This window comes from Kribbella jiaozuonensis (assembly GCF_005233875.1).
Classification (GTDB): Bacteria; Actinomycetota; Actinomycetes; order Propionibacteriales; family Kribbellaceae; genus Kribbella; species Kribbella jiaozuonensis.
The window spans coordinates 1,137,677-1,160,278 of the sequence record NZ_SZPZ01000002.1 but is presented as its reverse complement, the minus strand read 5'-3'; the positions used below and the strand labels follow the sequence as shown (position 1 = coordinate 1,160,278).

At 68.5% G+C, this 22,602-nt stretch carries 22 protein-coding genes and 1 pseudogene; 12 read left to right on the top strand and 11 right to left on the bottom strand.

Going from position 1 to position 22,602, the window contains the following annotated elements; translation table 11 throughout:
• Positions 1–21 precede the first annotated feature (21 nt).
• Positions 22–1,470 carry a glycine hydroxymethyltransferase gene (locus FDA38_RS17095; protein ID WP_137255003.1) on the top strand — a complete coding sequence of 483 codons (1,449 nt, stop codon included), beginning with the start codon at positions 22–24 and terminating at the stop codon, positions 1,468–1,470.
• A gap of 51 nt (positions 1,471–1,521) precedes the next feature.
• Here FDA38_RS17095 and FDA38_RS17090 read toward each other — a convergent pair whose 3' ends face one another.
• A complete protein-coding gene (locus tag FDA38_RS17090; RefSeq protein ID WP_137255002.1) occupies positions 1,522–3,012 on the bottom strand; it encodes a DHA2 family efflux MFS transporter permease subunit in 1,491 nt (496 codons plus the stop codon).
• A gap of 62 nt (positions 3,013–3,074) precedes the next feature.
• Here FDA38_RS17090 and FDA38_RS17085 point away from each other — a divergent pair, with 62 nt between their 5' ends.
• On the top strand, positions 3,075–3,545 hold the full coding sequence (locus tag FDA38_RS17085) for a GbsR/MarR family transcriptional regulator (protein WP_137255001.1): 471 nt from the start codon (positions 3,075–3,077) through the stop codon (positions 3,543–3,545).
• Positions 3,546–4,490: 945 nt separating this feature from the next.
• Here the strand turns inward: FDA38_RS17085 and FDA38_RS17080 are convergent.
• The 5 genes from FDA38_RS17080 to FDA38_RS17060 form a co-directional block, all read right to left on the bottom strand.
• Positions 4,491–5,675: an amidase gene (locus tag FDA38_RS17080; protein WP_170989758.1), complete on the bottom strand. Its 1,185-nt coding sequence runs from the start codon at positions 5,673–5,675 to the stop codon at positions 4,491–4,493.
• Positions 5,672–6,256, bottom strand: a complete 585-nt coding sequence (locus FDA38_RS17075) for a hypothetical protein (RefSeq protein WP_137254999.1) — start codon at positions 6,254–6,256, stop codon at positions 5,672–5,674. The genes FDA38_RS17080 and FDA38_RS17075 overlap by 4 nt, the downstream gene beginning before the upstream one ends.
• Positions 6,257–6,266: 10 nt before the next feature.
• Positions 6,267–8,051 carry a glycoside hydrolase family 9 protein gene (locus tag FDA38_RS17070; RefSeq protein WP_137254998.1) on the bottom strand — a complete coding sequence of 595 codons (1,785 nt, stop codon included), beginning with the start codon at positions 8,049–8,051 and terminating at the stop codon, positions 6,267–6,269.
• An 83-nt stretch (positions 8,052–8,134) separates the two neighbouring features.
• Positions 8,135–9,328, bottom strand: coding sequence for an MFS transporter (locus FDA38_RS17065; protein ID WP_137254997.1), 1,194 nt, complete (start codon positions 9,326–9,328; stop codon positions 8,135–8,137).
• The gene (locus tag FDA38_RS17060) at positions 9,325–9,894 is read right to left on the bottom strand and encodes an ArsR/SmtB family transcription factor (RefSeq protein WP_137254996.1); all 570 of its coding nucleotides are present in this window, start codon (positions 9,892–9,894) and stop codon (positions 9,325–9,327) included. The genes FDA38_RS17065 and FDA38_RS17060 overlap by 4 nt, the downstream gene beginning before the upstream one ends.
• Before the next feature lie 413 nt (positions 9,895–10,307).
• On the opposite strand from FDA38_RS17060, the gene FDA38_RS17055 reads away from it, so the two are divergent.
• The 5 genes from FDA38_RS17055 to FDA38_RS17035 all read left to right on the top strand — a co-directional run bounded on the left by FDA38_RS17055 (position 10,308) and on the right by FDA38_RS17035 (position 15,798).
• Positions 10,308–11,999: a nitrite/sulfite reductase gene (locus FDA38_RS17055; RefSeq protein WP_137254995.1), complete on the top strand. Its 1,692-nt coding sequence runs from the start codon at positions 10,308–10,310 to the stop codon at positions 11,997–11,999.
• A gap of 142 nt (positions 12,000–12,141) precedes the next feature.
• A complete protein-coding gene (locus FDA38_RS17050) occupies positions 12,142–12,825 on the top strand; it encodes a phosphoadenylyl-sulfate reductase (protein ID WP_137254994.1) in 684 nt (227 codons plus the stop codon).
• Positions 12,822–13,721, top strand: coding sequence for a sulfate adenylyltransferase subunit CysD (gene cysD / locus FDA38_RS17045; RefSeq protein ID WP_202877701.1), 900 nt, complete (start codon positions 12,822–12,824; stop codon positions 13,719–13,721). Before FDA38_RS17050 ends, cysD begins: the two co-directional genes overlap by 4 nt.
• Complete coding sequence (locus tag FDA38_RS17040) at positions 13,721–15,007, top strand: sulfate adenylyltransferase subunit 1 (protein ID WP_137254992.1); 1,287 nt, start codon at positions 13,721–13,723, stop codon at positions 15,005–15,007. The genes cysD and FDA38_RS17040 overlap by 1 nt, the downstream gene beginning before the upstream one ends.
• Positions 15,004–15,798 (top strand): sirohydrochlorin chelatase, encoded by a 795-nt coding sequence (locus FDA38_RS17035; protein WP_137254991.1) that lies wholly within the window; start codon positions 15,004–15,006, stop codon positions 15,796–15,798. Before FDA38_RS17040 ends, FDA38_RS17035 begins: the two co-directional genes overlap by 4 nt.
• Here FDA38_RS17035 and solA read toward each other — a convergent pair.
• Positions 15,795–16,919, bottom strand: a complete 1,125-nt coding sequence (gene solA / locus FDA38_RS17030) for an N-methyl-L-tryptophan oxidase (protein ID WP_137254990.1) — start codon at positions 16,917–16,919, stop codon at positions 15,795–15,797. The two genes, FDA38_RS17035 and solA, sit on opposite strands and share 4 nt — an antisense overlap.
• Before the next feature lie 53 nt (positions 16,920–16,972).
• Between solA and FDA38_RS17025 the strand changes: the two genes are divergently transcribed.
• The 4 genes and pseudogenes from FDA38_RS17025 to FDA38_RS43100 all read left to right on the top strand — a co-directional run bounded on the left by FDA38_RS17025 (position 16,973) and on the right by FDA38_RS43100 (position 17,957).
• Positions 16,973–17,200, top strand: coding sequence for a ribbon-helix-helix protein, CopG family (locus FDA38_RS17025; RefSeq protein ID WP_170989714.1), 228 nt, complete (start codon positions 16,973–16,975; stop codon positions 17,198–17,200).
• Positions 17,200–17,442 carry a hypothetical protein gene (locus FDA38_RS43105; RefSeq protein ID WP_233714766.1) on the top strand — a complete coding sequence of 81 codons (243 nt, stop codon included), beginning with the start codon at positions 17,200–17,202 and terminating at the stop codon, positions 17,440–17,442. Before FDA38_RS17025 ends, FDA38_RS43105 begins: the two co-directional genes overlap by 1 nt.
• A pseudogene (locus FDA38_RS43680) lies at positions 17,427–17,474 on the top strand (hypothetical protein); the annotation flags it as partial. The gene FDA38_RS43105 and the pseudogene FDA38_RS43680, both read left to right, overlap by 16 nt.
• Positions 17,475–17,519: 45 nt before the next feature.
• Positions 17,520–17,957 carry a Clp protease N-terminal domain-containing protein gene (locus FDA38_RS43100; protein ID WP_233714765.1) on the top strand — a complete coding sequence of 146 codons (438 nt, stop codon included), beginning with the start codon at positions 17,520–17,522 and terminating at the stop codon, positions 17,955–17,957.
• Here the strand turns inward: FDA38_RS43100 and FDA38_RS17015 are convergent.
• Genes FDA38_RS17015 through zapE form a run of 4 tightly spaced genes read right to left on the bottom strand, consistent with a single transcriptional unit; the run spans position 17,954 to position 21,179 of the window.
• Entirely contained in the window at positions 17,954–18,559 is a 606-nt protein-coding gene (locus FDA38_RS17015) for a DUF998 domain-containing protein (RefSeq protein WP_137254988.1), read from the bottom strand. The genes FDA38_RS43100 and FDA38_RS17015 overlap by 4 nt on opposite strands.
• Positions 18,560–18,602: 43 nt before the next feature.
• Entirely contained in the window at positions 18,603–19,469 is an 867-nt protein-coding gene (locus FDA38_RS17010; RefSeq protein ID WP_137254987.1) for a PPK2 family polyphosphate kinase, read from the bottom strand.
• Positions 19,470–19,483: 14 nt separating this feature from the next.
• On the bottom strand, positions 19,484–20,143 hold the full coding sequence (locus FDA38_RS17005) for a hypothetical protein (RefSeq protein ID WP_137254986.1): 660 nt from the start codon (positions 20,141–20,143) through the stop codon (positions 19,484–19,486).
• A 25-nt stretch (positions 20,144–20,168) separates the two neighbouring features.
• On the bottom strand, positions 20,169–21,179 hold the full coding sequence (gene zapE, locus FDA38_RS17000; protein ID WP_137254985.1) for a cell division protein ZapE: 1,011 nt from the start codon (positions 21,177–21,179) through the stop codon (positions 20,169–20,171).
• A 105-nt stretch (positions 21,180–21,284) separates the two neighbouring features.
• Between zapE and FDA38_RS16995 the strand changes: the two genes are divergently transcribed.
• Entirely contained in the window at positions 21,285–22,598 is a 1,314-nt protein-coding gene (locus FDA38_RS16995; RefSeq protein ID WP_137254984.1) for an ABC transporter substrate-binding protein, read from the top strand.
• The last annotated feature ends 4 nt before the right edge of the window (positions 22,599–22,602 follow it).

Sequence of the window (22,602 nt, the reverse complement as noted above, 5' to 3'; positions counted from 1 at the left end):
GCAACCGCAGGAGAGACAACGATGACTCAACCCTTCGATGCCGCCGCCGCGTCGGCCGCGTACAACAACGCCCTGCAGGTGATCGCCGCGGTCGAACCGACCATCGCCGGCGCGATCAAGGCCGAGCTGGCCGACCAGCGGTCCTCGCTGAAGCTGATCGCGAGCGAGAACTACGCCTCCCCCGCCACGCTGCTGACGATGGGCAACTGGCTCTCGGACAAGTACGCCGAGGGCACGATCGGCCACCGCTTCTACGCCGGCTGCCAGAACGTCGACACCGTCGAGCAGGCCGCGGCCGACCACGCGACCGCGCTGTTCGACGCCCCGCACGCCTACGTCCAGCCGCACTCCGGCATCGACGCGAACCTGGTCGCGTTCTGGGCGATCCTGGCGCAGCGGATCGAGTCCCCGGCGCTGGCCGAGGCGGGCGCCAAGCACGTCAACGACCTGTCCGAGGACGACTGGTCCAAGCTCCGCAAGGCGCTCGGCGACCAGAAGATGCTCGGCATGTCGCTGGACGCCGGCGGTCACCTGACGCACGGCTTCCGGCCGAACATCTCCGGCAAGATGTTCAACCAGCACTCGTACGGCACCGACCCGGAGACCGGGCTGCTCGACTACGACGAGGTCGCCCGCAAGGCCCGCGAGTTCAAGCCGCTGATCCTGATCGCCGGCTACTCGGCGTACCCGCGCAAGGTGAACTTCGCCAAGATGCGCGAGATCGCCGACGAGGTCGGCGCGACGCTGATGGTCGACATGGCGCACTTCGCCGGCCTGGTCGCGGGCAAGGTCTTCACCGGCGACTTCGATCCGGTCCCGCACGCGCACGTCACCACGACGACGACGCACAAGTCGCTGCGTGGTCCGCGCGGCGGCATGGTGCTCTGCCAGCCGGAGTACGCCGAGTCCGTCGACCGCGGTTGCCCGATGGTGCTGGGCGGTCCGCTGAGCCAGACGATGGCCGCGAAGGCGGTCGCGCTGGCCGAGGCGCGGCAGCCGTCGTTCCGTGATTACGCGCAGGCAGTCGCGGACAACGCCGTCGTACTCGCCGAGGGCCTGATGAAGCGTGGCGTGAAGCTCGTGACGGACGGCACCGAGAACCACCTGGTCCTGCTCGACGTCTCGTCGTACGGCATCACCGGCCGGCAAGCCGAGTCCGCGCTGCTCGACGCGGGCATCGTCACCAACCGGAACGCCGTACCGCGCGACCCGAACGGCGCCTGGTACACCTCGGGCGTCCGGATCGGTACGCCGGCGCTGACCACGCGCGGGTTCGGCGCCGACGAGTTCGACCGGGTCGCCGAGCTGATCGTGGACGTACTGTCCGCGACCACCCCGACGACCACGTCCGCGGGCGCGGCGTCGAAGGCGAAGTACGTCCTCGCCGACGGCGTCGCGGACAAGACGCGCGCCGCCTCGGCCGAGATCCTCGACAAGCACCCGCTGTACCCGGGCCTCGTACTCAACTGATCACCGGCTGCCCGCTCCCAGAGTGTTGGGGGCGGGCAGCTTTCTTCGGCATCAGTACCGCGCGAGGATCGCACCCGCAACGGCGATCCCGGCCGACACCCACATGGTGGTGTTGAGGCTGGTCATGAAGGCGTCGCGCACATTGGCGAGCAGCCCCGGCGAGCCGGCCTTGGCGGCGGCCGCGAGTCCACCGCCCAGGCTCTTCTCGACCGCATCGGCGACCTGCGCCGGGAGCCCGTTCGTGTCGACGTTGTGGCGGTAGACCGAGTTCAGCACGGTCCCGAGTACGGCGACGCCGACCGTACCTCCGACCTGACGGAACGCCTGCAGCAGCCCGGATCCGGTCCCGGCCCGCTCCGGATCGAGTACGCCGAGCGCCGCGTTCATTGCCTGCGGCATCGAACACCCGAGGCCGAATCCGACCACCACGAACCAGATCGCCGTGTACCCGTAGCCGGTCCCGAGATCGGTGAAGGCGCCGAGCGCGAACCCGACCGCCATCACGACGAACCCGGTCATCACCACAAGCCGGGTGCCGATCTTCGACTCGACCGGCGACGCCAGCTTCGCACCGACCGTCATCCCGCCGATGAACGGCAGCAGCTTGAGCCCGGTGTGCAACGCGTCCGATCCGTTGATGCCCTGGAAGTACTGCGGCATCGTGAACAGCAACCCGAAGATCGCGAACACCGACACCGTCAGCAGTACGGCGCCACCGGTGAACACCCGCTCGCCGAACAACCGCAGCTCGATCAACGGCTCCCGGTTCCGCCGCTGCCAGACGAGGAAGCCGGCGATCAGTACGACGGCGAGCCCGAGGAAGACGATTGTGACACCGTCGGTCCAGGACGACTCGCCGGCCTTGGTCACGCCGTACACCAGAGCCGCGAGGCCCGTACTCGACAGCACGATGCCGAGCCAGTCGATCGCCGGGCGGTTCGAGCTGCGCGTCTCGGGGACGAGCAAGGAGACCGCGAGGGCGGCGATGAAGGCGATCGGGACGTTCATCAGGAAGATCCACTGCCAGCCGGCGTGGTCGAGGAGCAGACCGCCGACGATCGGGCCGAGCGGCATACCGATGCTGTTGGCAACGACGAAGAACCCGATCGCCTTCTTCCGGTCCTCTTCGGTGCGGAACAGCACGGTGATCAGCGACAGCGCGACCGGGACGATCATCGCCGCCCCGATCCCGAGGAACGCGCGGGCGGCGATCAGCTGGCCGGCCGTGTCGGACAGGGCACACGCCAGCGACGCAAGGCCGAACAGCGTGAGCGCGATCGCGATGATCTTGCGCCGCCCGTACCGGTCGCCGAGCAGACCGGCCGGCAGCAGCAACGCCGCGAGGACGAGGTTGTAGCTGTTCGCCATCCATTGCAGCTGGCTGGTCGACGCGTCCAGGTCCTTGGCGAGCGTCGGCAGCGCGACGTTGAGCACGGTCGTGTCCAGGCCGAGGACGAGTACGGCGAGACAGAGTGCGATGAGTACGCCGAAGCGGCGGCCGCCGGTGAGCGTCGGCGCTGCGGTGTCGGTGGTCGTGGTCATGAATTCAAATTATCAGAAGTTTGTGATACTTGCGATAGATCAGATTACTGTAAGCTTCAATCATGGCGGAGGAACCGAGTCCGGAGGCCGTGAGCCAGTTCGTCGAGCGGTTCGCGGGCGTGCTGGCGAACAGCGGCGTACCGACGATGTCGGCTCGGGTGATGGGCGCGATGCTGGTCAGCCCGACCGGCACGATGACGGCCGCCGAGCTGGCCGAGTCGCTGAAGATCAGTCAGCCTGCGGTGTCCGGCGCCGTACGGCAGTTGTTGCAGGTGTCGTTCATCTCCCGCGAGCGGCTGCCCGGTTCACGCAAGGACCATTACCGCATCCGCGAGGACGTCTTCGCGGCGATCCTCGAGCGCCGCAACCTCGCGCTGAGCGAGTGGGAGTCGACCAGCCGCTCGGGCGCCGCGCTCTTCGCCGCCGACTCACCCGTCGCGCGCCGGCTGACCGAGGCCGCGGACTTCTTCGCGTTCATCCACTCCGACATGGAACAAATGATCAAGAACTGGCGCGCGGACCATCCGGGATGAGCCGGCGTCTCGTTGGTACTGCGTGGTTGGACAGCTACGAGCGAACTCGCTGGGAGACGCGCATCATGCGCCGTCGCGTGCCGCTCTACCGGGTCGGAATCGCTGCGCTGCGTGCTCTGAACGCTGTGACCGGCGGCGGTCCTTCGCTGAAGGTGACCCAGTGGGAGCGGGTCGGACCGCATGGCCGGACTTTCGTGATGGACAAGCTCGAGACAATGACCGGGCGGACGGACCATCCGGTCACCTCGCGGGCCGAGCTGCGGGCGCGGACGTCGTTCGCGTCACGGCTGGCGCGGGCGATCTCGGCGGACGAGTGGCCGCAGATCATCGCGGAGTACGAACGACGCCGGCGCGGCGAGCGTCCGCAGTACCGCTATGTCGGGCACCGACCGCTGAACGCCGAGTCGCACGCGTTGATGGACGAGGCGTGGGTGCGGGGTGAGCTGCCGACGGATCAGTTCCGGGCGTGGAACGTGCTGAAGTTCGAGGACGAGGGTGCCTTCTACAGCGAGTTCTTCACCGACGGCGGAGCCCGCGGCTACCCCGGCGGCGAAACCAACCCCGGCTTCCGACTCGGCCGCATCATGTTCGACATCACCTGGCGCGAGAAAGCGTCGCTCGCCGTTGAACAACACGTCCTCCGCCGCAGCCGAATCCTCCGCGCAAAAGAACTCACCAAGTTCTTCCGCACCGAACTGAAGGAAGCCCTCCACTCACCGGCCCCGTCCACCGCCCCGACTACCGCCGTACGCGACGAGCTCTACACACCACCCGTCGTCGCCGCATTCTCCGACTTCACCAAGCCCGAGCTGCTGCGCTCCCCGACTGCCCGCGGCGAAACCACGCCGGACCGCAAGCAGGCCTCGGCTGTCGATCTCGCCAACACCGTGGCGAAGGCCCTTCCACCGCCAGTTGCCGACATCGCGGCGAGGGCTCACCCGCCAGTCAGCGGACCGGCGGCAGCGGAAGCTCGACCAGCAGCAGGCGAGCCACCGCGAGCGCAACCTCGTCCGCCCCATGCGGCGCAACAACCTGCAAGCCCACCGGCAGTCCCTGCGACCTTCCGGCCGGAACACTCACCGCGGGATGGCCGGTCACGTTGAACACCCAGCACGGATCGCCGGTCACGATCGTCTCCTCGTGCTGATCGTAGCCGTGGGCAACAGTCAGCGTGGTCGGCGTGACGAGCACATCCACCTCGGCGAACAGATCCGCGAGCGCCGTGTTGTTGAAGTCCCGCACCTCCCGCGCCCGCTTCGCGGCCGACTCCTCGACCCCACGCCCGTTGTCCAGGTCCGACAGCGCCTGCCACGCCTCGTCCGTGGGCGCAAGCTCCAGCGGTACGTCGACCACCTCCACTCCAGCCGCCAGCAGGCGTTCCCGCACAACCCGATCCACACCCGGATCAGCAGCACACGCCCCGAGCGTCGACCGATAGGCAATCCGCCGAGTTCGACCCCCGCTCGACCGAGCCGGGACCGGCCAGGGTGGGAGGGCGTTGGGGTCGAGGCGGTGAGGGCCGGAGGCGATGCTCGTTGCCAGGATCACGTCGTCGAGGTCGGCGCCGATCACACCGGCTGTCGTCAGCCCGCCGAGCGGACGCCCGCCCGGTCGCGGGATCCGTCCGTACGTCCCTTTGAAGCCGACGACACCCGAGAACGACGCTGGGATCCGAAGCGAGCCGCCACTGTCGCCACCGGTTGCCAGGGGTACGACGCCGGCCGCGACGGCCGCTGCACCACCGGCCGTCGAACCGCCGGGTGAGCGGGACAGGTCCCACGGGTTCCGGGTGTATTCGGTCCCGTTCCAGCCGAAGGTCAGCGACGTGGCGCCCGGCCGGGCCCGGGTCGACCACCCGATCGGGATCGCCCCGGCCGCAAGCAATCGAGCGATGATCGGCGCGTCCGGCGGCGTCCGCGACTTGATCAGGAACGGTACGCCGGCCAGCAGCCCATCCGGCTTGACCCGCTGCGCCGCCGCCCGCGCGCCCGCAGCATCCAACTCATCCAGGAAATGCAGCACCGGGTCCAGCCGCTCGGCCGCCGCAATCGCCTCCTCGACCACGTCCGACGCGCCGACAGCTCCGGACCGAACAGCAGCTGCGATCTCGATCGCGGTACGCCGGATCATTTGGCCAGGAGCGTGTAGGCGAAGGGGAGGCGGCGGTCCAGCCAGTCGGCCGTGATGGTGATTGTGGTTGAGGAGATCATCACGAGCTCGGAGGGTGTGCGCCATTCGAGAGTGCGGGACTTGGTGGGTTGGTCGCCGCCCTCGTCGCCGATGCCTGTCAGCCCGTCCAGGACGCTGACGATTAGGCGGGAACCAGCCTTAGCCGCCAGGCGGGCTGGGCTGCCGGTCAGCCATTCGGTGCGGCCAAGGATTTCGGGGTGGCCGGGTTGGGTGATTTGCCAGTTGGGGCGGAGGTAGCGGCGGTGTGACGGGAGGCGGGTGATGGTGCCGATCTCGGTGGTGTCGGCGTCCTGGACTGACCAGGTGTGGTCGCCGGTGGGGACGACGCGGCACAGGAGTTGGGTCAGTTCGGCGTCGAGGTAGAGCGAGCGGTTCGCGCCGACGTACGCATAGGGTTCCAGCACCCGGTCGTCGTTCGAGCCTTGGACAGCGCGAATGGCGTTCGGGCCGAACTCGATGCGGGTGGCTCGGCGGGACACGTTGCCGAGGGTGAAATCCCGGACGTCCTCCCAGCCAGCCACCCGCGTGAGTTTACGTCAGCGCGTAGACCGCGATCGCCGCGAAGTCGTCCGCCGGTTCGGCCGTCTGCCAGGACCGTACGTCGTCCACGTACCGCGAATCGTGCCCGGTGTACTGCGCGTACGGATCGGACGCATCCGCCGGACAGTGAGTCATCCCGTCGAGGTAGTCGTCGAGCCCGTCCGTGAAGAGGTCGGCCGAGTTCGGCCCGTTGACCACAGCGCCGGTCAGCTGGCGGCCGGTGATGTTCGCGATCTGGTGGTGAGGGCAGCGTTCGAACGTCTGGCCTACGCCGATGACGAACGAGACACCCCAGGCATTCGCTCCGAAGGCCCAGTCGAGTTGGTGTTGACCGAAGGCGTCGTACCGATGGTCGCCCGTCGCCCGCGCATACAGGCGAGCAGTCGTCGCCAGCCCGAAGGTGTGCGGTACGGCGTCGAACTCGGCGTACTGCGCCCCGGCCCGGAACGGATCCGCCGCCGACCGCGACGCCCCGATCTCCAACTGCGCCCGCAGATCACTGGCCAACTCCCGAACCAGCGGCCGGTCGGTCCGCGCCGCCCGGATCAGATCCGCATGCGCCAACGCGCTCACGTCGTACAGGTTCAACGTGTCCCCGCCCGCCTCATGAGCGATGTACTGCGAAGCCCAGTACGCAGCCTGCTTCAGCCACGCCCCGGCCCGCGGATCACCCAACCGCTTGGCAGCCAGCGCCAACTCCGTCGCGCCCAGCTCGAGGTCATCCCGCCACGCCGTCTCCGGATAGAACGCGAACGGCAGCGACGTCACCAACTGCCCGACGTTCTTGGTCTGAGCCTGCGCGAAGATCTGGGCGGCCGTGTCGAGATGCCGGCGCGCGTCCGCACGGTTCGGCTCGACCTGCGCGGCCAGCGCGAACGCCGCCGCCGTACGTCCGGCCAGGTTGGGGCTGATCGGCTTGCCCGGCGCCGCGGCCCGGAACACCGGCCGGTTGCGCAGGAACCGCTCGGACGGATCCGTCAGGTGATCGTCGACGCCCGGCAGCCGCCAGATGTCGTGGTCGCCGATGTAGGTCTCGGTGTCGTTGCCCGCGCCGACGCCGACCTGGATGTACAGCGTGCGCGTCCGCTGGTCCCACATCTTGTCCAGCCAGTCCAGCCCGTGCCGCGCCTCCGCCAGCACCTTGCCGTCCGGCCTGTCCCGAACCGATGCCCACAGCAACGATTCCGAGTACGCCGCGATATGCGTGAACTTCAGGTAGTCCCCGGCGTCGTACCACCCACCGGTAACGTCTACCGGACCACCGATGCGCTTCAGTTCGCCGACCGTCTGATCGCTGTCCGGATCCACGAACTCCGGGATCTCGTAGACGAGCGCCTTCGAATCATTGCGATGCACGGTGTCTCGTTGGGCCGTGAAGAAACCGACGGCTTTGTCCTTGGCGGAGGAACGGAGGCGGTCCGCCGACGCGCGCACGTCGAACCCCGCCGACGCCACCCCCGGCACCTCGACCCGGTAATGCCCCGGCACCTTCAGCGCGGACAGATCCAGCTGATAGACGTGCGGGTACGCCGCATTCCACTCCCCCACGTCCTTGCCGACCGAGCCACTCAACACCCGCCGCCCGAACCGGTCGACAACGGAGAACCGAGTCGCCACCGAACGACTCAGCACGTACGCCGCCTTGCCGTCGAAGGCGCCGTACCCGAGCTGATTGACCCTGATCGCTCCACCCGGTGCAGCCTGCGCCGTACTCACCGGTCCCACCACCAAACCCGCTGCCACCACGAGGGCTCCGAACCGACGCCAGGACCTCACGATTGTCTCCCTCCGCCCAATCGTTAGGAAAGTTTCCTATTGTGATCGGGACGGTAGCGCACCGGCCTCCCGGAGTACAGAGTTCAGCGGTTCACCCGGACCGCGGCCCAGAGCACCAGCGTGGCGAACAGGACCCCGACGAGGACACAGGCGACCGGGATGCTCGACACACTGATCAGCGCACCGAAGCCGGTCATCGCGAGCGGCATGATCGCCTCGTCGGACAGGTTCACGATGCTGAAGCTGCGACCGAGGTACGCCGGGTCGACGGACTGCTGGAACGCCGCCGACAATTGCGCCGACGCGATCCCGGCCGTGCAGCCGATCATCGCCATCGCGACGAAGACCCCGTACTTCGGAACCACGCCGATCATCGCGCACCCAGCCGCCTGCACGACCAGCACGAGCAGACCCGAGCGAGCCAGATCCGTCGGCTTCCAGCGCATCGCCACCACCGCGCCGGCCGCCGCCGCGATCCCCGAGCACGCCTCGAACCAGCCGAACCAGGCCGAACCCCACCCGGCGACGTGCGTCCGCTGCACCAGCCCGACAGCCAGGACCGGACCGACAAACAGATTCAGCCCGGAGAACGCGATCACCAGCGTCCGCGCCCGCCCGTCCCGCTTCAGATAGGCGAAGCCGTCGCGCAGGTCCGCACGGATCGACCGGCCGGTCGAGACCGGCTGCGGGAGGCGCGGCTTCACCAGGAACGCCAGCGCCACCGCGATGACGGCGAACGACGCGGCGTCCGCGATCATCACCGTGACCAGCCCACCGTGCGCGACCAGCAGACCGCCGAGCGGCGCGCCCGCGAAGATCGCCAGCCGCTGCGCCAGCTGCGAACCGGCCGACAGCTTCACCAGATCCTCGGACCGGACCATCCGCCGCGGCAATGTGCCCGAGGCGGGGGTGTACAGCGCGTCGACGGCACCGAAGACGACCGCCACCGTCAGCAGTACGGCGAGGGACAGTCCCCACACCGCGACCACGATCGAGGCGACCACGAGGACGACGATCCGGGCCAGGTTCGCGAGGATCATCGTGCGCCGGCCGTCGAACCGGTCCGCGAGCGCACCGCCGTACAGCAGGACGAGGGCCTTCGGCAGCGCTCCGATGCCCATCACCAGACCGGCGCCGGCCGGAGTCGTGACCTGGGCCGCGCTCCACGCGAGACCGACGAACCAGGCCATGTCGCCGGCCTGCGACACCGCGGCCGACATGATCCATCCGTGCACCCGACGGTCTCTCCGGAGCGGCGGGAAGACCGTGGTGCTCATGGCCTGGCGGGTACGGCGTGGGCGAAGAAGAAGACCCGGTGAGCGTCCTCACCTTCGGCCGGATTGTCGTGGTACTCGCGGACCAGGTCCTCGATCCGCTCACTCAGCTCGACGAGCTGCTCGGGCGTCAATGTGAGCCATCTCTCGGTCGCGTACGCCGCCCGCACCCAGGGCTCCTCGAACTCGTACCGGATGTCGAACCACTGCCGCACCTTGCCGACGTGATGAGCCAGGTTCTGGTCCTCGGCGGTGGCTGCGACCAGCTCATCGGCCGGATCGCCCTGGGCGTCCGCGATCGACCACGAGTACTCCGAGGTGTCGCCGAGCTTCCACCAGCGCTCGCGGCGGTTCTTGGCCAGCTCGGGAGCCTCGACGATCACCCCCGCCGCGCTCAGAACCTTGAGGTGATGACTGATGTTGCCGACCAGTTCGCCGGTGGCCTCGGCCAGCCGGGAGGCGGTCGCGGGGCCGTCCAGGTGGATCAGGTCGAGCAGCCGGCGGCGGAGCGGATGGTGGATCGCGGCGAGCACGGACGGCGTCACGGTCCGGCGGTTGGCGGGTGTCATGGACAGCACCGTAGCTTCCACAAGAACTCTTGTGCAAGAGTTCTTGTACGATGTGTTCGACGCCTGGATCAATCTCCAGCAGACTGGTGGACATAGCCACATCGTGAGATCGAGTCTCAAACTTCAGGATTGACAGTTGCAAAGTCGGGCGCTGGCGCTGACGCTTGTGGACATGCTCGCTGCCCGATCCACCCACCTCGTAGGTCGCATTCATGTCGACCTCGGGCGGATGCGCAGCGCCATCTGTTGTCCTTCGATGTTCTGACAGCGACCCATGCCCGGGCCAACGACGGCCCCCTGATCCCTCCCGATCACCGCTGGGTGCGCACCGCGCGGAACGCATCGAACCGACGACGCTTCGATCCCGCCGCACCTCGGTGAGCACCTGTCACTAGGACAAGGACACGTCCCCGATGACTGCTGGCGTCACCTCTCCGGCTGCCCGTAAACCCGCCCGCCCGCGTAAGGGCAAAGGCGAAGGGCAGTGGGCGCTCGGCTACCGCGAGCCGCTGAACAAGAACGAGGAGAACAAGAAGAACGACGACGGCCTGAATGTCCGGGCCCGGATCGAGAACGTCTACGCGCACCGCGGCTTCGACTCGATCGACCCCGCCGACCTGCGCGGCCGGTTCCGCTGGTGGGGGCTGTACACCCAGCGCAAGCCCGGGATCGACGGCGGCAAGACCGCGACGCTGGAGCCCGAGGAGCTGGACGACCGCTACTTTATGATGCGGATCCGGATCGAGGGCGGACAGCTGACCGCCGAGCAGCTGCGGGTGATCGCGGAGATCTCCACGACGTACGCGCGCGACACCGCCGACATCACCGACCGGCAGAACATCCAGCTGCACTGGATCCGGATCGAGGACGTGCCGGCGATCTGGCAGAAGCTGGAGGCTGTCGGGCTCTACACCACCGAGGCCTGCGGTGACGTCCCGCGCGTGGTGATCGCCAGCCCGGTGGCCGGGATCGCGGCGGACGAGATCATCGACCCGACGCCGGCCATCGACGAGATCGTCACGAAATACATCGGCTCGGACGAGTTCTCGAACCTGCCGCGGAAGTTCAAGACCGCGCTGACCGGTCACCCGTCGCACGACGTCGTACCGGAGGTGAACGACATCGCGTTCGTCGGCGTCGTGCACCCGGAGCACGGCCCGGGCTTCGACCTGTGGGTCGGCGGCGGCCTGTCGACGAACCCGATGCTCGCGCAGCGGCTCGGCACCTGGATCCCGCTGGACGAGGTCGCCGAGGCGTGGTGGGGCGTGACCAGCATCTTCCGCGACTACGGCTACCGCCGGCTGCGGACGCGGGCGCGGCTGAAGTTCCTGCTCGCGGACTGGGGTGTGGAGAAGTTCCGCGAGGTGCTCGAGGACAAGTACCTCAAGCGCAAGCTGATCGACGGACCCGCGCCCGAGGTTCCCGCCGTACAGGGTGACCACATCGGCGTGCACAAGCAGAAGGACGGCAAGTTCTTCGTCGGTGTCGCTCCGGTCGTCGGCCGGGTGTCGGGCGCCAAGCTCGCGCAGGTCGCGGACGTGGTCGCGGCCCACGGGTCGGACCGGATCCGGACCACCGCGCAACAGAAGCTGCTCGTGCTGGACGTCGAGGAGGCGCAGGTCGAGTCGCTGGTGACGGAACTCGACGCGCTCGGCTTCCAGGCTCGACCCTCGGCGTGGCGGCGGAACACGATGGCCTGCACCGGGATCGAGTTCTGCAAGCTGGCGATCGTCGAGACCAAGGCGAAGGCGGCCCAGCTGATCGACGAGCTCGAGGAGCGGATCCCGGAGCTCGACGTACCGATCACCGTGAACGTGAACGGCTGCCCGAACTCCTGCGCCCGGATCCAGGTCGCCGACATCGGGCTCAAGGGCCAGCTGGTGATGGATGCCAATGGCAACCAGGTGCCCGGCTACCAGGTGCACCTCGGCGGCGGGCTCGGCCTGGACGCCGGCTTCGGCCGCAAGCTGCGTGGCCACAAGGTCACCGCTGACGACCTGACGGACTACGTCGAGCGCGTCACCCAGAACTACCTGAAGGAGCGCAACGAGGGCGAGCGGTTCGCCCAGTGGGTCACCCGTGCGGATCAGGAGGCTTTGCAATGAGCGAGCGTGCGGCACCTCTGTACTGCCCGTACTGCGGGGACGAGGACCTCAGGCCCTCCGAAGAAGGCCATGGCGCGTGGGAGTGCCGGCCGTGTGCACGGGTGTTCCAGCTCAAGATGATCGGGTTGCGGGTGACGGTGGAATGAGTGACTTGAAGACGATCGCCGAGGAGGCGAACGAACGGCTCGCCGACGCGTCGGCGGTCGAGGTGCTCGCGTGGGCGCGGGAGACCTTCGGTGACGAGCTGGTCGTGACCGCCTCGATGGCCGACGGCGCACTCCCCCACCTCGCGGCCGAGGCGGCGCCCGGGGTCGACGTACTGTTCATCGACACCGGCTACCACTTCGCCGAGACGATCGGGACCCGGGACGCGGTCGCCGCGACGCTGCCGATCCACCTGATCAACGCCACCCCGCAGCAGACGGTCGCGGAGCAGGACGCGGAGTACGGCGAGAAGCTGCACGACCGCGACCCGAACAAATGCTGCGCGCTGCGCAAGGTCGAGCCGCTGAACCGGTACCTGTCCGGCTACAAGGCCTGGGTCACCGGTATCCGCCGCGAGGAGGCGCCGACCCGCGCCAACACCCCGGTCGTCGAGTACGACGCCAAGCGCGACATGGTCAAGCTCAACCCGATCGCACCGTGGACGCAGGAAGACCTGGACGCGTACATCCAGGACAACGGCGTACTCGTCAATCTCCTGCAGTACGACGGCTACCCGTCGATCGGCTGCGAGCCCTGCACGCAGCGCGTCGCGCCCGGCGAGGACCCGCGCAGCGGCCGTTGGGCCGGCACGGGCAAGGTCGAATGCGGGTTGCACACATGAGCATCACAGTCACCGAGCTCGATGCTCTCGAGAGCGAATCGATCTTCGTGTTCCGGGAGGTGGCAGCCGAGTTCGAGCGGCCGGTGATCCTGTTCTCCGGCGGCAAGGACTCGATCGTGATGCTGCACCTGGCGCGGAAGGCGTTCTCGCCGGCCGGAGTGCCGTTCACGTTGCTGCACGTCGACACCGGGCACAACTTCCCCGAGGTCCTGGCGTACCGCGATGCGACGGTCGAGCAGTTGGGCCTGCGGCTCGAGGTGGCCAAGGTCGAGGACTACATCGCCGACGGCCGGCTGCGCGAGCGCACCGACGGGACCCGGAACCAGCTGCAGACCATTCCGTTGCTCGACGCAATCAACGGGCACCGGTTCGACGCGGTGTTCGGCGGCGGCCGGCGGGACGAGGAGCGGGCCCGGGCGAAGGAGCGGATCTTCAGCCTGCGCGACGAGTTCGGCCAGTGGGACCCGCGGAACCAGCGGCCGGAGCTGTGGTCGCTGTACAACGGCAAGCACCGGCCGGGTGAGCACGTGCGGGTGTTCCCGCTGTCGAACTGGACCGAGCTCGACATCTGGAACTACATCGAGCGCGAGCAGATCCCGCTGCCGAGCATCTACTACGCCCACGAGCGGGATGTCTTCGAGCGCGACGGCATGTTGCTTGCCGTCGGCCCGTACTCGCAACCGCGCGACGGCGAGACCGTTGCCCAGCGCACCGTTCGGTACCGGACCGTCGGCGACATGTCCTGCACCGGGGCCGTGGCTTCCGAAGCCAGGAGTGCCGCCGAGGTCGTCGTCGAGGTCGCGGCCAGCGAGATCACCGAGCGCGGCGCCACCCGCGCCGACGACCGCGCCAGCGAGGCCGCGATGGAAGACCGCAAGCGAGAGGGGTACTTCTGATGAGCACGCTTCTCCGCCTCGCCACTGCCGGATCGGTCGACGACGGCAAGTCCACGCTGGTGGGCCGGCTGCTTCACGATTGCAAGGCGATCCTCGCTGACCAGATCGCGCACGTGAAGACGGTCTCCGAAGCCCGCGGCGGCGACTTCGACTTCGCGCTGCTCACCGACGGCCTGCGGGCCGAACGCGAGCAGGGCATCACGATCGACGTCGCCTACCGGTACTTCGCCACCGACAAGCGCTCGTTCATCCTCGCCGACTGCCCCGGGCACGTGCAGTACACCCGCAACACCGTGACCGGCGCCTCGACGGCGGACGTGGTGATCATCCTGGTCGACGCGCGGCACGGCGTACTCGAGCAGACCCGGCGGCACCTGGCCGTGGCCGGTCTGCTCCGGGTGCCGCACGTCGTACTCGCGGTGAACAAGGTCGACCTGGTCGGCTACGACGAGGCCGTGTTCACCAAGATCGCCAAGGACGTCAACGAGGTCGCCGACCAGCTCGGCATCGCGGACATCCAGGCCATCCCGGTCTCCGCGCTCGTCGGTGACAACGTGGTGGACCACTCGAGCCGGACGGACTGGTACGACGGCCCGACGCTGCTCGAGTACCTCGAGAACGCCACCGGGCGGATCGACAACTCCCAGCAGCCGCTGCGGTTCCCGGTGCAGTACGTGATCCGGCCGCAGACCGACGACCAGTACCGCGACTACCGCGGCTACACCGGCACCGTTGCCTCCGGCACCGTTTCGGTCGGCGACCAGGTGATCGTGCTGCCCGCCGGCCGCCGTACGTCGGTGGCCGGGATCGACCGCGCCGTCGTCACCGCCACGTCCACCGCCGTGGTCGAGCGGCCGTCCGCGGTCGCCGGCGAAGCGGTCACGGTCCGGCTCGCCGACGACCTCGACGTGGCCCGCGGCTCGGTCATCGTGGCCGCCGAGGCCTCCCCCGGCACCCGCCGGGAGCTGGCCGCCACCGTGAGCTGGTTGTCCGACCGGCCACTGACCGTCGGGGCCAGGGTGCTGATCAAGCACACCACCACCACCGCACAGGCGATCGTCACCAAGATCACCGGCGCGCTGGACCTCGACACGCTCGGAGTCATCGACGCCACCGAGCTCGCACTGAACGACATCGGCAAGGTGCAACTGAAGATCGCCGCACCGTTGGCCGCCGACCCGTACTCCAGCAACACCATCACCGGATCGTTCCTGCTGATCGACGCCCACGACGGGTGGACGCTGGCAGCCGGAATGATCGACGACGAAGAAGGGGAACTGCTATGACTGCGCCAGCTCTCGTAGTCCTCGCCCACGGCAGCCGCGATCCGCGTTCGGCCGCCACCGTCCACGCCCTGATCAAGTGCCTGCGTGAGATGCGTGCCGACCTGCGGATCGAAGCCTCCTTCCTCGACCACTGCCCGCCGACGCCGTACCAGGTGATCGGCAAGCTCGCCGCCGAAGGTGTGGAAGAGGTCGTCGTCCTGCCGCTGCTGCTGTCGTCGGCGTACCACGCGAAGATCGACGTACCGGCCGTCGTCGACGAGGCGCGCTCGCGCTTCCCGAGCCTGCGGATCATCGCGTCCGACGTGCTCGGGTACGACGACACGCTGCTCGACGTACTCGACCGCCGGATGCGGGCCGAGCTCAAGGACGGGCGGGTCCGCGAACTGGACGCGCTGGTGCTGGCGTGCGCCGGGTCGAGCGACTCGCACGCCAACGCGAGCGTTACGCGGCTCGCGCGCCTGTGGGGTCAGCGGCACAAGCTGCCGGTCACGGCCGCGTTCGTCTGCGCCGCGTCGCCGTCGCCCGCCGAGGCCGTGCTCAAGTGGCGTCTCGAGGGCCGTCGGCACGTCGCGGTGGGATCGCTCTTCCTCGCTCCCGGCGTACTCCCGGACCGCGCCGAGTCGACGGCCCGCCGTGCGGGTGCCGTCGCGGTGTCGGCGCCGCTGGGTGTGAGCGCTGAGGTCGCACGCCTGGTCCTGCTCCGGTACGGCGTGGCCGGCCTCGACCTGCTCACGCTCGAGCCTGCTCCGCGTCCGGTCATCGCTCGCCCGGAGCTGGTCCGTACCGCCTAGAACCGCAGCGGATCGATGAAGGAGACGTCGGCGTACGGCGTCTCCTTCGTCGTGACCTGAGCCAGGAGCTCGCCAACTCCGGCGCAGTGCTTGAAGCCGTGGCCGCTGTCACCGCCGGCGATCACCACGCGCTCGTCGTACCGCCCGACCAGGAACTGCCCGTCGGGCGAGTCCGTCACCATGCACGGCATCAGCTTGACCGGCTCCGGGTCGAGCTCCGGGAAGGACTTCGCGATCGTCGCGGACAGCTCGGCGATGTCCTTGCGCGGATGGATGTAGCGGTCCAGCTCGTCCGGGTCGACGTCCCGGTCGCGTTCGGCGCCGTCGAGGCCGACCTTGACCAGGAAGTCCTCGTCGGAGCCGTGTCCCCACAGTCCCTTGCCGTCGGCAAACTCCCAGATGAACGCCGGGAAGTTCGTCAGCTGGAACGCGTCCGACGCCGGGTCCTTCGGCTGGAACCAGAACAACGGCGTACGGCGGGGTGACAGCGGCGCCGACGGGACGAGCTTGCTCAGCCAGGCGCCCGTGCTGATCACGACCTGGTCCGCGGTGATGGTCGTCGTCGGGGTCCGGACCGTCACCTCGTCGCGACCGACCTCGATCGCCGTCACCATCGTGTGCGGATACACCGTCGCACCCAACCGCTGCGCCTCCGCGACATGCGCCCGAACGGTCGGCTCGGCGTAACAGATCCCCGCGCCCGGATCCCAGACCGCGACGTCCTCGGACGCCAGCGCGTATTGCGGGAAACGCTTGGCCAGCTCGTCGTGGCTGAGGTCTGTCGTCGGCGCGCCCGCATCCATCGCAGCCTGCCGCGCACCCTTCACCGGCCGGCTGTCCGGACCACCGACGTTCAACGAGCCGGTCTGACGGACGTATGTCTCGCCGGTCCGCTCCCCCAGCTCGGTCCACAGCGCGAGCGACTTCCGCGCGATCTCGGTCAGCCCCGGATGCTCCATACACGCCACCCGGAACAACCGCGTCGTCCCGTGCGACGACCCGAACGGATGCCCGATCGCCTGCCGCTCGATCCCGACGACGTTCACCCCACGCGCCGCCAGCCGCCACAACGCCGCCGACCCGAACGCGCCCAGCCCCACCACCACGACGTCTGTCCGCATGGCTCCAACCCTTTCACAGCGACGCGGTCAGATAGCGTGATATCTTGATATCTATGGCGAAGGACGCGACCAAGAACATCCTGCTGCGGCTCGACCCGGAGTTGGCCGAGCGGCTGCAGACCGTGGCCTCGGTGGAGGGGCGGTCGGTGTCCGATGTGGCGCGGGAGGCGATTGCGGCTCTGGTCGATCAGCGGCGGCAGGACAGCCAGTTCAGCGAGCTGCTCGAAGCGAACCTCGCCCGGCACGAGGAGTCCCTGCGCCGGCTCAAGGGCGACGACTGATGCGATACCTCGGCCCGTACGACGTGCTGGCGATCGCGGCGCGGGTGCTGCGCTGCAGCTCGGCGGACGCGGTCCAGCGGACCGATCTGAACGCGGTCGAGCGTGTGCTGGACAGCGTCCGGTTGACCAGCGGGCTGGCCGAGTCTGCGGGCGTGCGAGGCGGGTCATCGTCCTCGCCCAGGAGGAGGCTCGCGGTTTCGACCACGCGTACGTCGGCACCGAACACCTGCTGCTGGGGCTGATCACCGAGGGGCAGAGCATCGCCGCCCGGGTCCTGAACGGGGTCGGGATCACCGCGCCGGCCGTCAAGGACCTGGTGGTGGAGATCATCGGCCGCGGGAACTCCGGTACGGCGGGAGCGTCGATCCCGTTCACGCCGCGGGCCAAGAGCACGTTCGAGTACGCGTGGGGCGAATCGCGGGCGCGCGGGGCGGAGCAGGTCCGGCCGGAGCACCTGCTGCTCGGCGTACTGAACGACCGGGACGGCGTCGGCGGCCAGATCATCACGAAGCTTGCCGCCGACATCGATCAGGTACGCCGCAAGCTCGAGGAGCGGATGAACTGGCGCGAGCGCTCCGAGTCACTCGTCGCCGGCATGCTCACCGAGAGCGCCACCGCGAACTGGACGACGTACGGCCGCCGGCACCACCTGATCCACGAGCTCAACGCGCTGCTGGACGAGAACGAGCGGCTGCACGAGCAGGTCGCCAAACTCCGCGACCTACTCCGCCAGCACGACATCGACCCGGACAGCTAGGCGGCCTCTACCAGCAGGCAGATGCCTACGGTCAGGAACCAGAGGTTGGTGCTCACCAGAAAGCCGCGCTCGAACAGACCGAACACGACCCGCAGCCGCGGCACGAGCGCGATCACCAGCAGCACGAGCGACACCAGCGCGACGATGCGCAGCACCGACAGCAGGCCGCCCACCGATTCCCAGGCGCCGACGGATCCGAGCTCAGGCGTCATCCCGGCGATCGCGGAGTACGTCAATGCAAACGCGGCAACCGCGAACAGGTAGTGCAGCCGACCCGAGCGGGTCAGCCGCTGCCCCTCCAGGTCGGTCGGGAACTTCAGCATCCCGACCCGCATCACCGGGATCAGGAACAGAAAGACCAGCTGCAGCACGGTCACGGTCGGCGTGCCGGGCTCGAGTGCGAGTCCGGCGGCCAACGCAAGGATGCCGACCGAGGACGCCACGAGCGCCCAACGGAACAGCCATGCGTAGCGGCCGACACCGTAATCGCTGACGGCATGGCGAACCGGGTGGTACCCGGTCGGCAGCAGATGGAACGCAACGAAGACGCAGAAGTAGCCGCCCATCCCCAGGACGGCGAGAACCGCCAGCAGCAACGCCATGGGCGTAACCGTAGGTGGCCCGGGGGCCGGGCCACCCCTGGCGTCAGGTTGCTGCCAGGCGCTTCTTTTCCTTCTCGACGTCGAAGTCCGCGACCGGCCACTCCGGGTTCAGCTCGCGCAGCGTCTCCAGGAGGAGCGTGGTGACGGCCCAGTTGCGGTACCACTTGCGGTCGCTCGGGATGACGTACCACGGCGCCTCGGGCGTGTTACAGCGCTCGATCGCCGCGTGGTAGGCGTCCATGTAGTCCGGCCAGAGCTGCCGCTCGTCGACGTCGGACGGGTTGTACTTCCAGTGCTTGGTCGGATCGTCGAGCCGCGCGTCGAGCCGGGCGCGCTGCTCCTCCGGCGAGATGTGCAGGTAGCACTTGAGGACCGTCGTACCGTGCGCGGCCAGCTCGGCCTCGAAGTCGTTGATCTGGTCGTAGCGCCGGTCCCACACGTTCGGCGTGACCAGGTTCCGCACCCGCGCGATCAGCACGTCCTCGTAGTGCGACCGGTCGAAGATCCCGACCATCCCCTCCGCCGGCAGCGCCTGCTTGATCCGCCACAGGAACCCGCGCCGCTTCTCGGCCGGCGTCGGCGCCTTGAACGAGGTGATCTTCAGGCCCTGCGGGTCCATCAGCCCCGCACCGTGCCGGATCACCCCGCCCTTGCCCGAGGTGTCCATGCCCTGCAGCACCAGCAGCACACTGCGCTCGCCGCCCTTGCGCCCCTCGGCGAACAGCCGCTCCTGCCAGTCCGAGACCTCGGCACCGAGGTCCTCCAGCGCGACCTTGCCGTCGTCCTTGGAGCCGTCGAAGCCCGGCGTCGCACGCGTGTCGTACGTCGTCAGGTCAACCGGCCCGGCCGGCACCCGCAGCTGTTCGCGGATCCCCGCGGCAGCCTTCTCGCCCTTCTTCTGCTTCGCCATCTCCACATCCTGCCTCATCCACCCCCGACTTCAGCGGTATTGCGCCGCCGACGCCGCCACAACACGATCTCGATCACCAGCACGGCGAGGCCGCAGACCGGGACGGCGAGCGCACCCCAGACGAAGCCGGCGATCGGCGCCAGGCAGTCTCCCTCCTCAGGGCACTCGGTCCGCGCGTAGTAGTCGGCCCCGGCCTTGATCACCACCAGCACGACGAAGATCGTCCCGCACAGGTACGCCGCCGTACGGACCAACCACCGCCCCGGCCCAGGCTGCTGGGTAACACCCGGCTCCATCGCTGTCGCATCAGCCGGCGCGGGCTGGACGCCGTTAGCGATCAGTACGAAAGCGACCAGGCCGGTCGCGAACTCCAGCAGGGCGAGCTCGCCCTCACTCCGATTCCAGATGAACCGGAACCCGTCGTCGGAGATGCTCCCCCAGATCAGGAGCCCGGTCAGGCCGGCCAGGACGTTGCCCAGCCAGAGGCGTGCCTTCGGATCCGGCCACGCGGTCACGACCGACGCCAGGGCCGGGACGAACGCCAGCCCTCCGAGCGGCAGGATCCATTGCTCGGCGCCGAAGCCGGAGGTGTCGTCGAACTGGACGAACCCGCCGGCGACCAGCAGCCCGAGGGCGACTGCCAGCAGCAACAGTGAGATCGAACGCCGACTCATCCGTCCAGGGAAGCACGCCCGGGGATCACGCCGCGCGGGCGAGAGCGATCAGGCGGGACAGGGCGCGGAGGTACTTCTTGCGGTAGCCGCCCTTGAGCATGTCGGGTGAGAACAGTTGGTCAAGCGGTACGCCGCCGGCCAGCAGCGGGAGGTTGCGGTCGTACATCCGGTCCGCGAGCACAACCAGCCGGAGCGCGACGTTCTCGTCGGTCAGCGGGCGTACGTCGGTGATCGCCACTGTCTCGATCCCGTCGAGGAGCGCGCCGTACCTGCTCGGGTGTAGCTCGGCAAGGTGGCGGTGGAGGTCGACGAAGTGGTCGCAGGAGGCGTTGGGGCGTTGCGCGGCTTCCCGCTCGACCTTTTCATCGGGCCAGGGGTCGGGGGCGACGGGGAGGCCGCGGTGGCGGTAGTCGGGGCCGTCGATCCGGCGTACGTCGAAGTGCGCCGCGAGGGCCTGGATCTCGCGGAGGAAGTCGACTGCCTGGAAGCGGCCCTCGCCGAGCTTGTCGGGCAGCGTGTTGGACGTCGCGGCGAACTCGACGCCGGCCTCGACCAACTGACCGATCAGGCGGGAGATCAGCATCGTGTCACCGGGGTCGTCGAGCTCGAACTCGTCGATGCAGATCAGGCGGTACTCCGAGAGCTTGTCGACTGCTGTCCGGAGGCCCAGCGCGCCGACGAGGTTGGTCAGCTCGACGAACGTGCAGTACATCTTCGGTCCCGCCGACTCGTGCCACAGCGAGGCGAGGAGGTGGGTCTTGCCGACGCCGAATCCGCCGTCGAGGTAGATGCCCTGTTTGCCCTCGACCTGGGAGCGACCGCGGAGCCTGGCCCAGAGCGATCGGGTTTGCCGAGGCTTGGCGAGATTGGCGGCGCGAGCTGTCAGGGCCTCGAGCGCCTCGGACTGCGAGGGCTCGTCGGGGTTCGGGCGGTAGGTGGTGAAGCGGGCGTCGGCGAAGCGCGGCGGAGGGACGCACTCCGACAACAGGCGGTCGGGGCTCACCTCCGGCCATTGCTCGCTCAACCGGATCACCATGGACCAACCCTAAGCGAGGGAAATCTCTGGAAACTCAGCTGTGACCTTGACCGCTTTCTTACTTTCAGTTAGGAAGTTGAGTAGACGAACGACGAGGAGTCTCCGATGGGCGAACAGCACGTGCGGCGGCGGACAGTTCTCAAAGGGGCGGTGGGTGCGCTCGGCCTCGGGTCCGCGCTCGGATCCACACTGGCCGCCTGCGGTGGCAGTGACAGCGGCGGCGGGACGACCAGCGGCGGCAAGGCCGTGGTCCGGATGTGGTCCTGGTACAACGACCAGGAGGACCAGTTCCCCAAGCTGATCAGCGCGTTCGAGGCCGCGCACAGCAACATCAAGATCGAGAACCGGATCTTCGGCACCCCGGACCAGTACCTGCCGGCGTTGCAGGCCGCGGTCGCGGGTGGCGACGTACCGGAGATCTTCGCGCCGCACACGCGCGCGCTGACGTACGGCACCGGCGGGATCTCCGCGGACCTGAAGCAGGAGCTCGGCGACGACTTCCTGAAGGACTTCTTCGACTCGGCCAACCAGGAGTACACCCTGGACGGCAAGCAGTACGCGGTCGGCTGGATGGCGCAGACGTTCGGGATCTTCTACAACCCGGACATGCTGAAGAAGGCCGGCGTCGAGGAAGACGGTATCGAGACCTGGGACGACCTGATCGCGGCGGCGCAGAAGATCAAGGCCACCGGCAAGTTCCCGGTGGCGCTGAGCTGCAACCCGACGACGAGTTCGCTCGACTTCTTCCTGCCGCTGATCACGCAGGTCGCCGACGACCCGACGTACTACCTGAAGCTCGACCAGCTCAAGGACGGTGCGACGTACGAGGATCCGAAGGTGATCCAGGCGATCGAGCTGCAGCAGAAGATCGTCAAGGGCGGCGTCTTCCAGCCCGGTACGACCGGCACCAGCGGCGACCAGGCTCCGCAGATCTTCTACACCGGCAAGTCCGCGATGCTGTTCAACGGCAGCTGGACCCCGCAGGGCCTGACCAAGGACGCGACACCCGCGTTCAACAAGCTCTACAAGGTGATGAAGACGCCTGCGATCGCGCCGGGCAAGCGGCACTGGACCGCGAACCAGGCCGGCGCCGGCTGGGCGGTCGCGGCGAACAGCAAGAACAAGGACGCCGCGCTGGAGTTCCTGAAGTTCATGTACTCCGCCGAGCAGTACTCCCCCACGATGAACGACTCGAACTCGATGCCGGCCACCAAGAGCGCCGCGGCCCGGATCGAGCTGCCGATCATGAAGCAGATGACGTCCTGGCTGCTCGACGGCGACGGGTGCCCGCACATCCCGTTCGGGCCCGGCTCGGTCGCGGCCGGCGATCCGCTGGCGAAGATCTTCGACGGCACCGGCGAGCCGGCCGCGGTCGCGAAGGCGATGCAGCAGGCGGTCCAGAACGCCAAGGGCGGCTGATCGG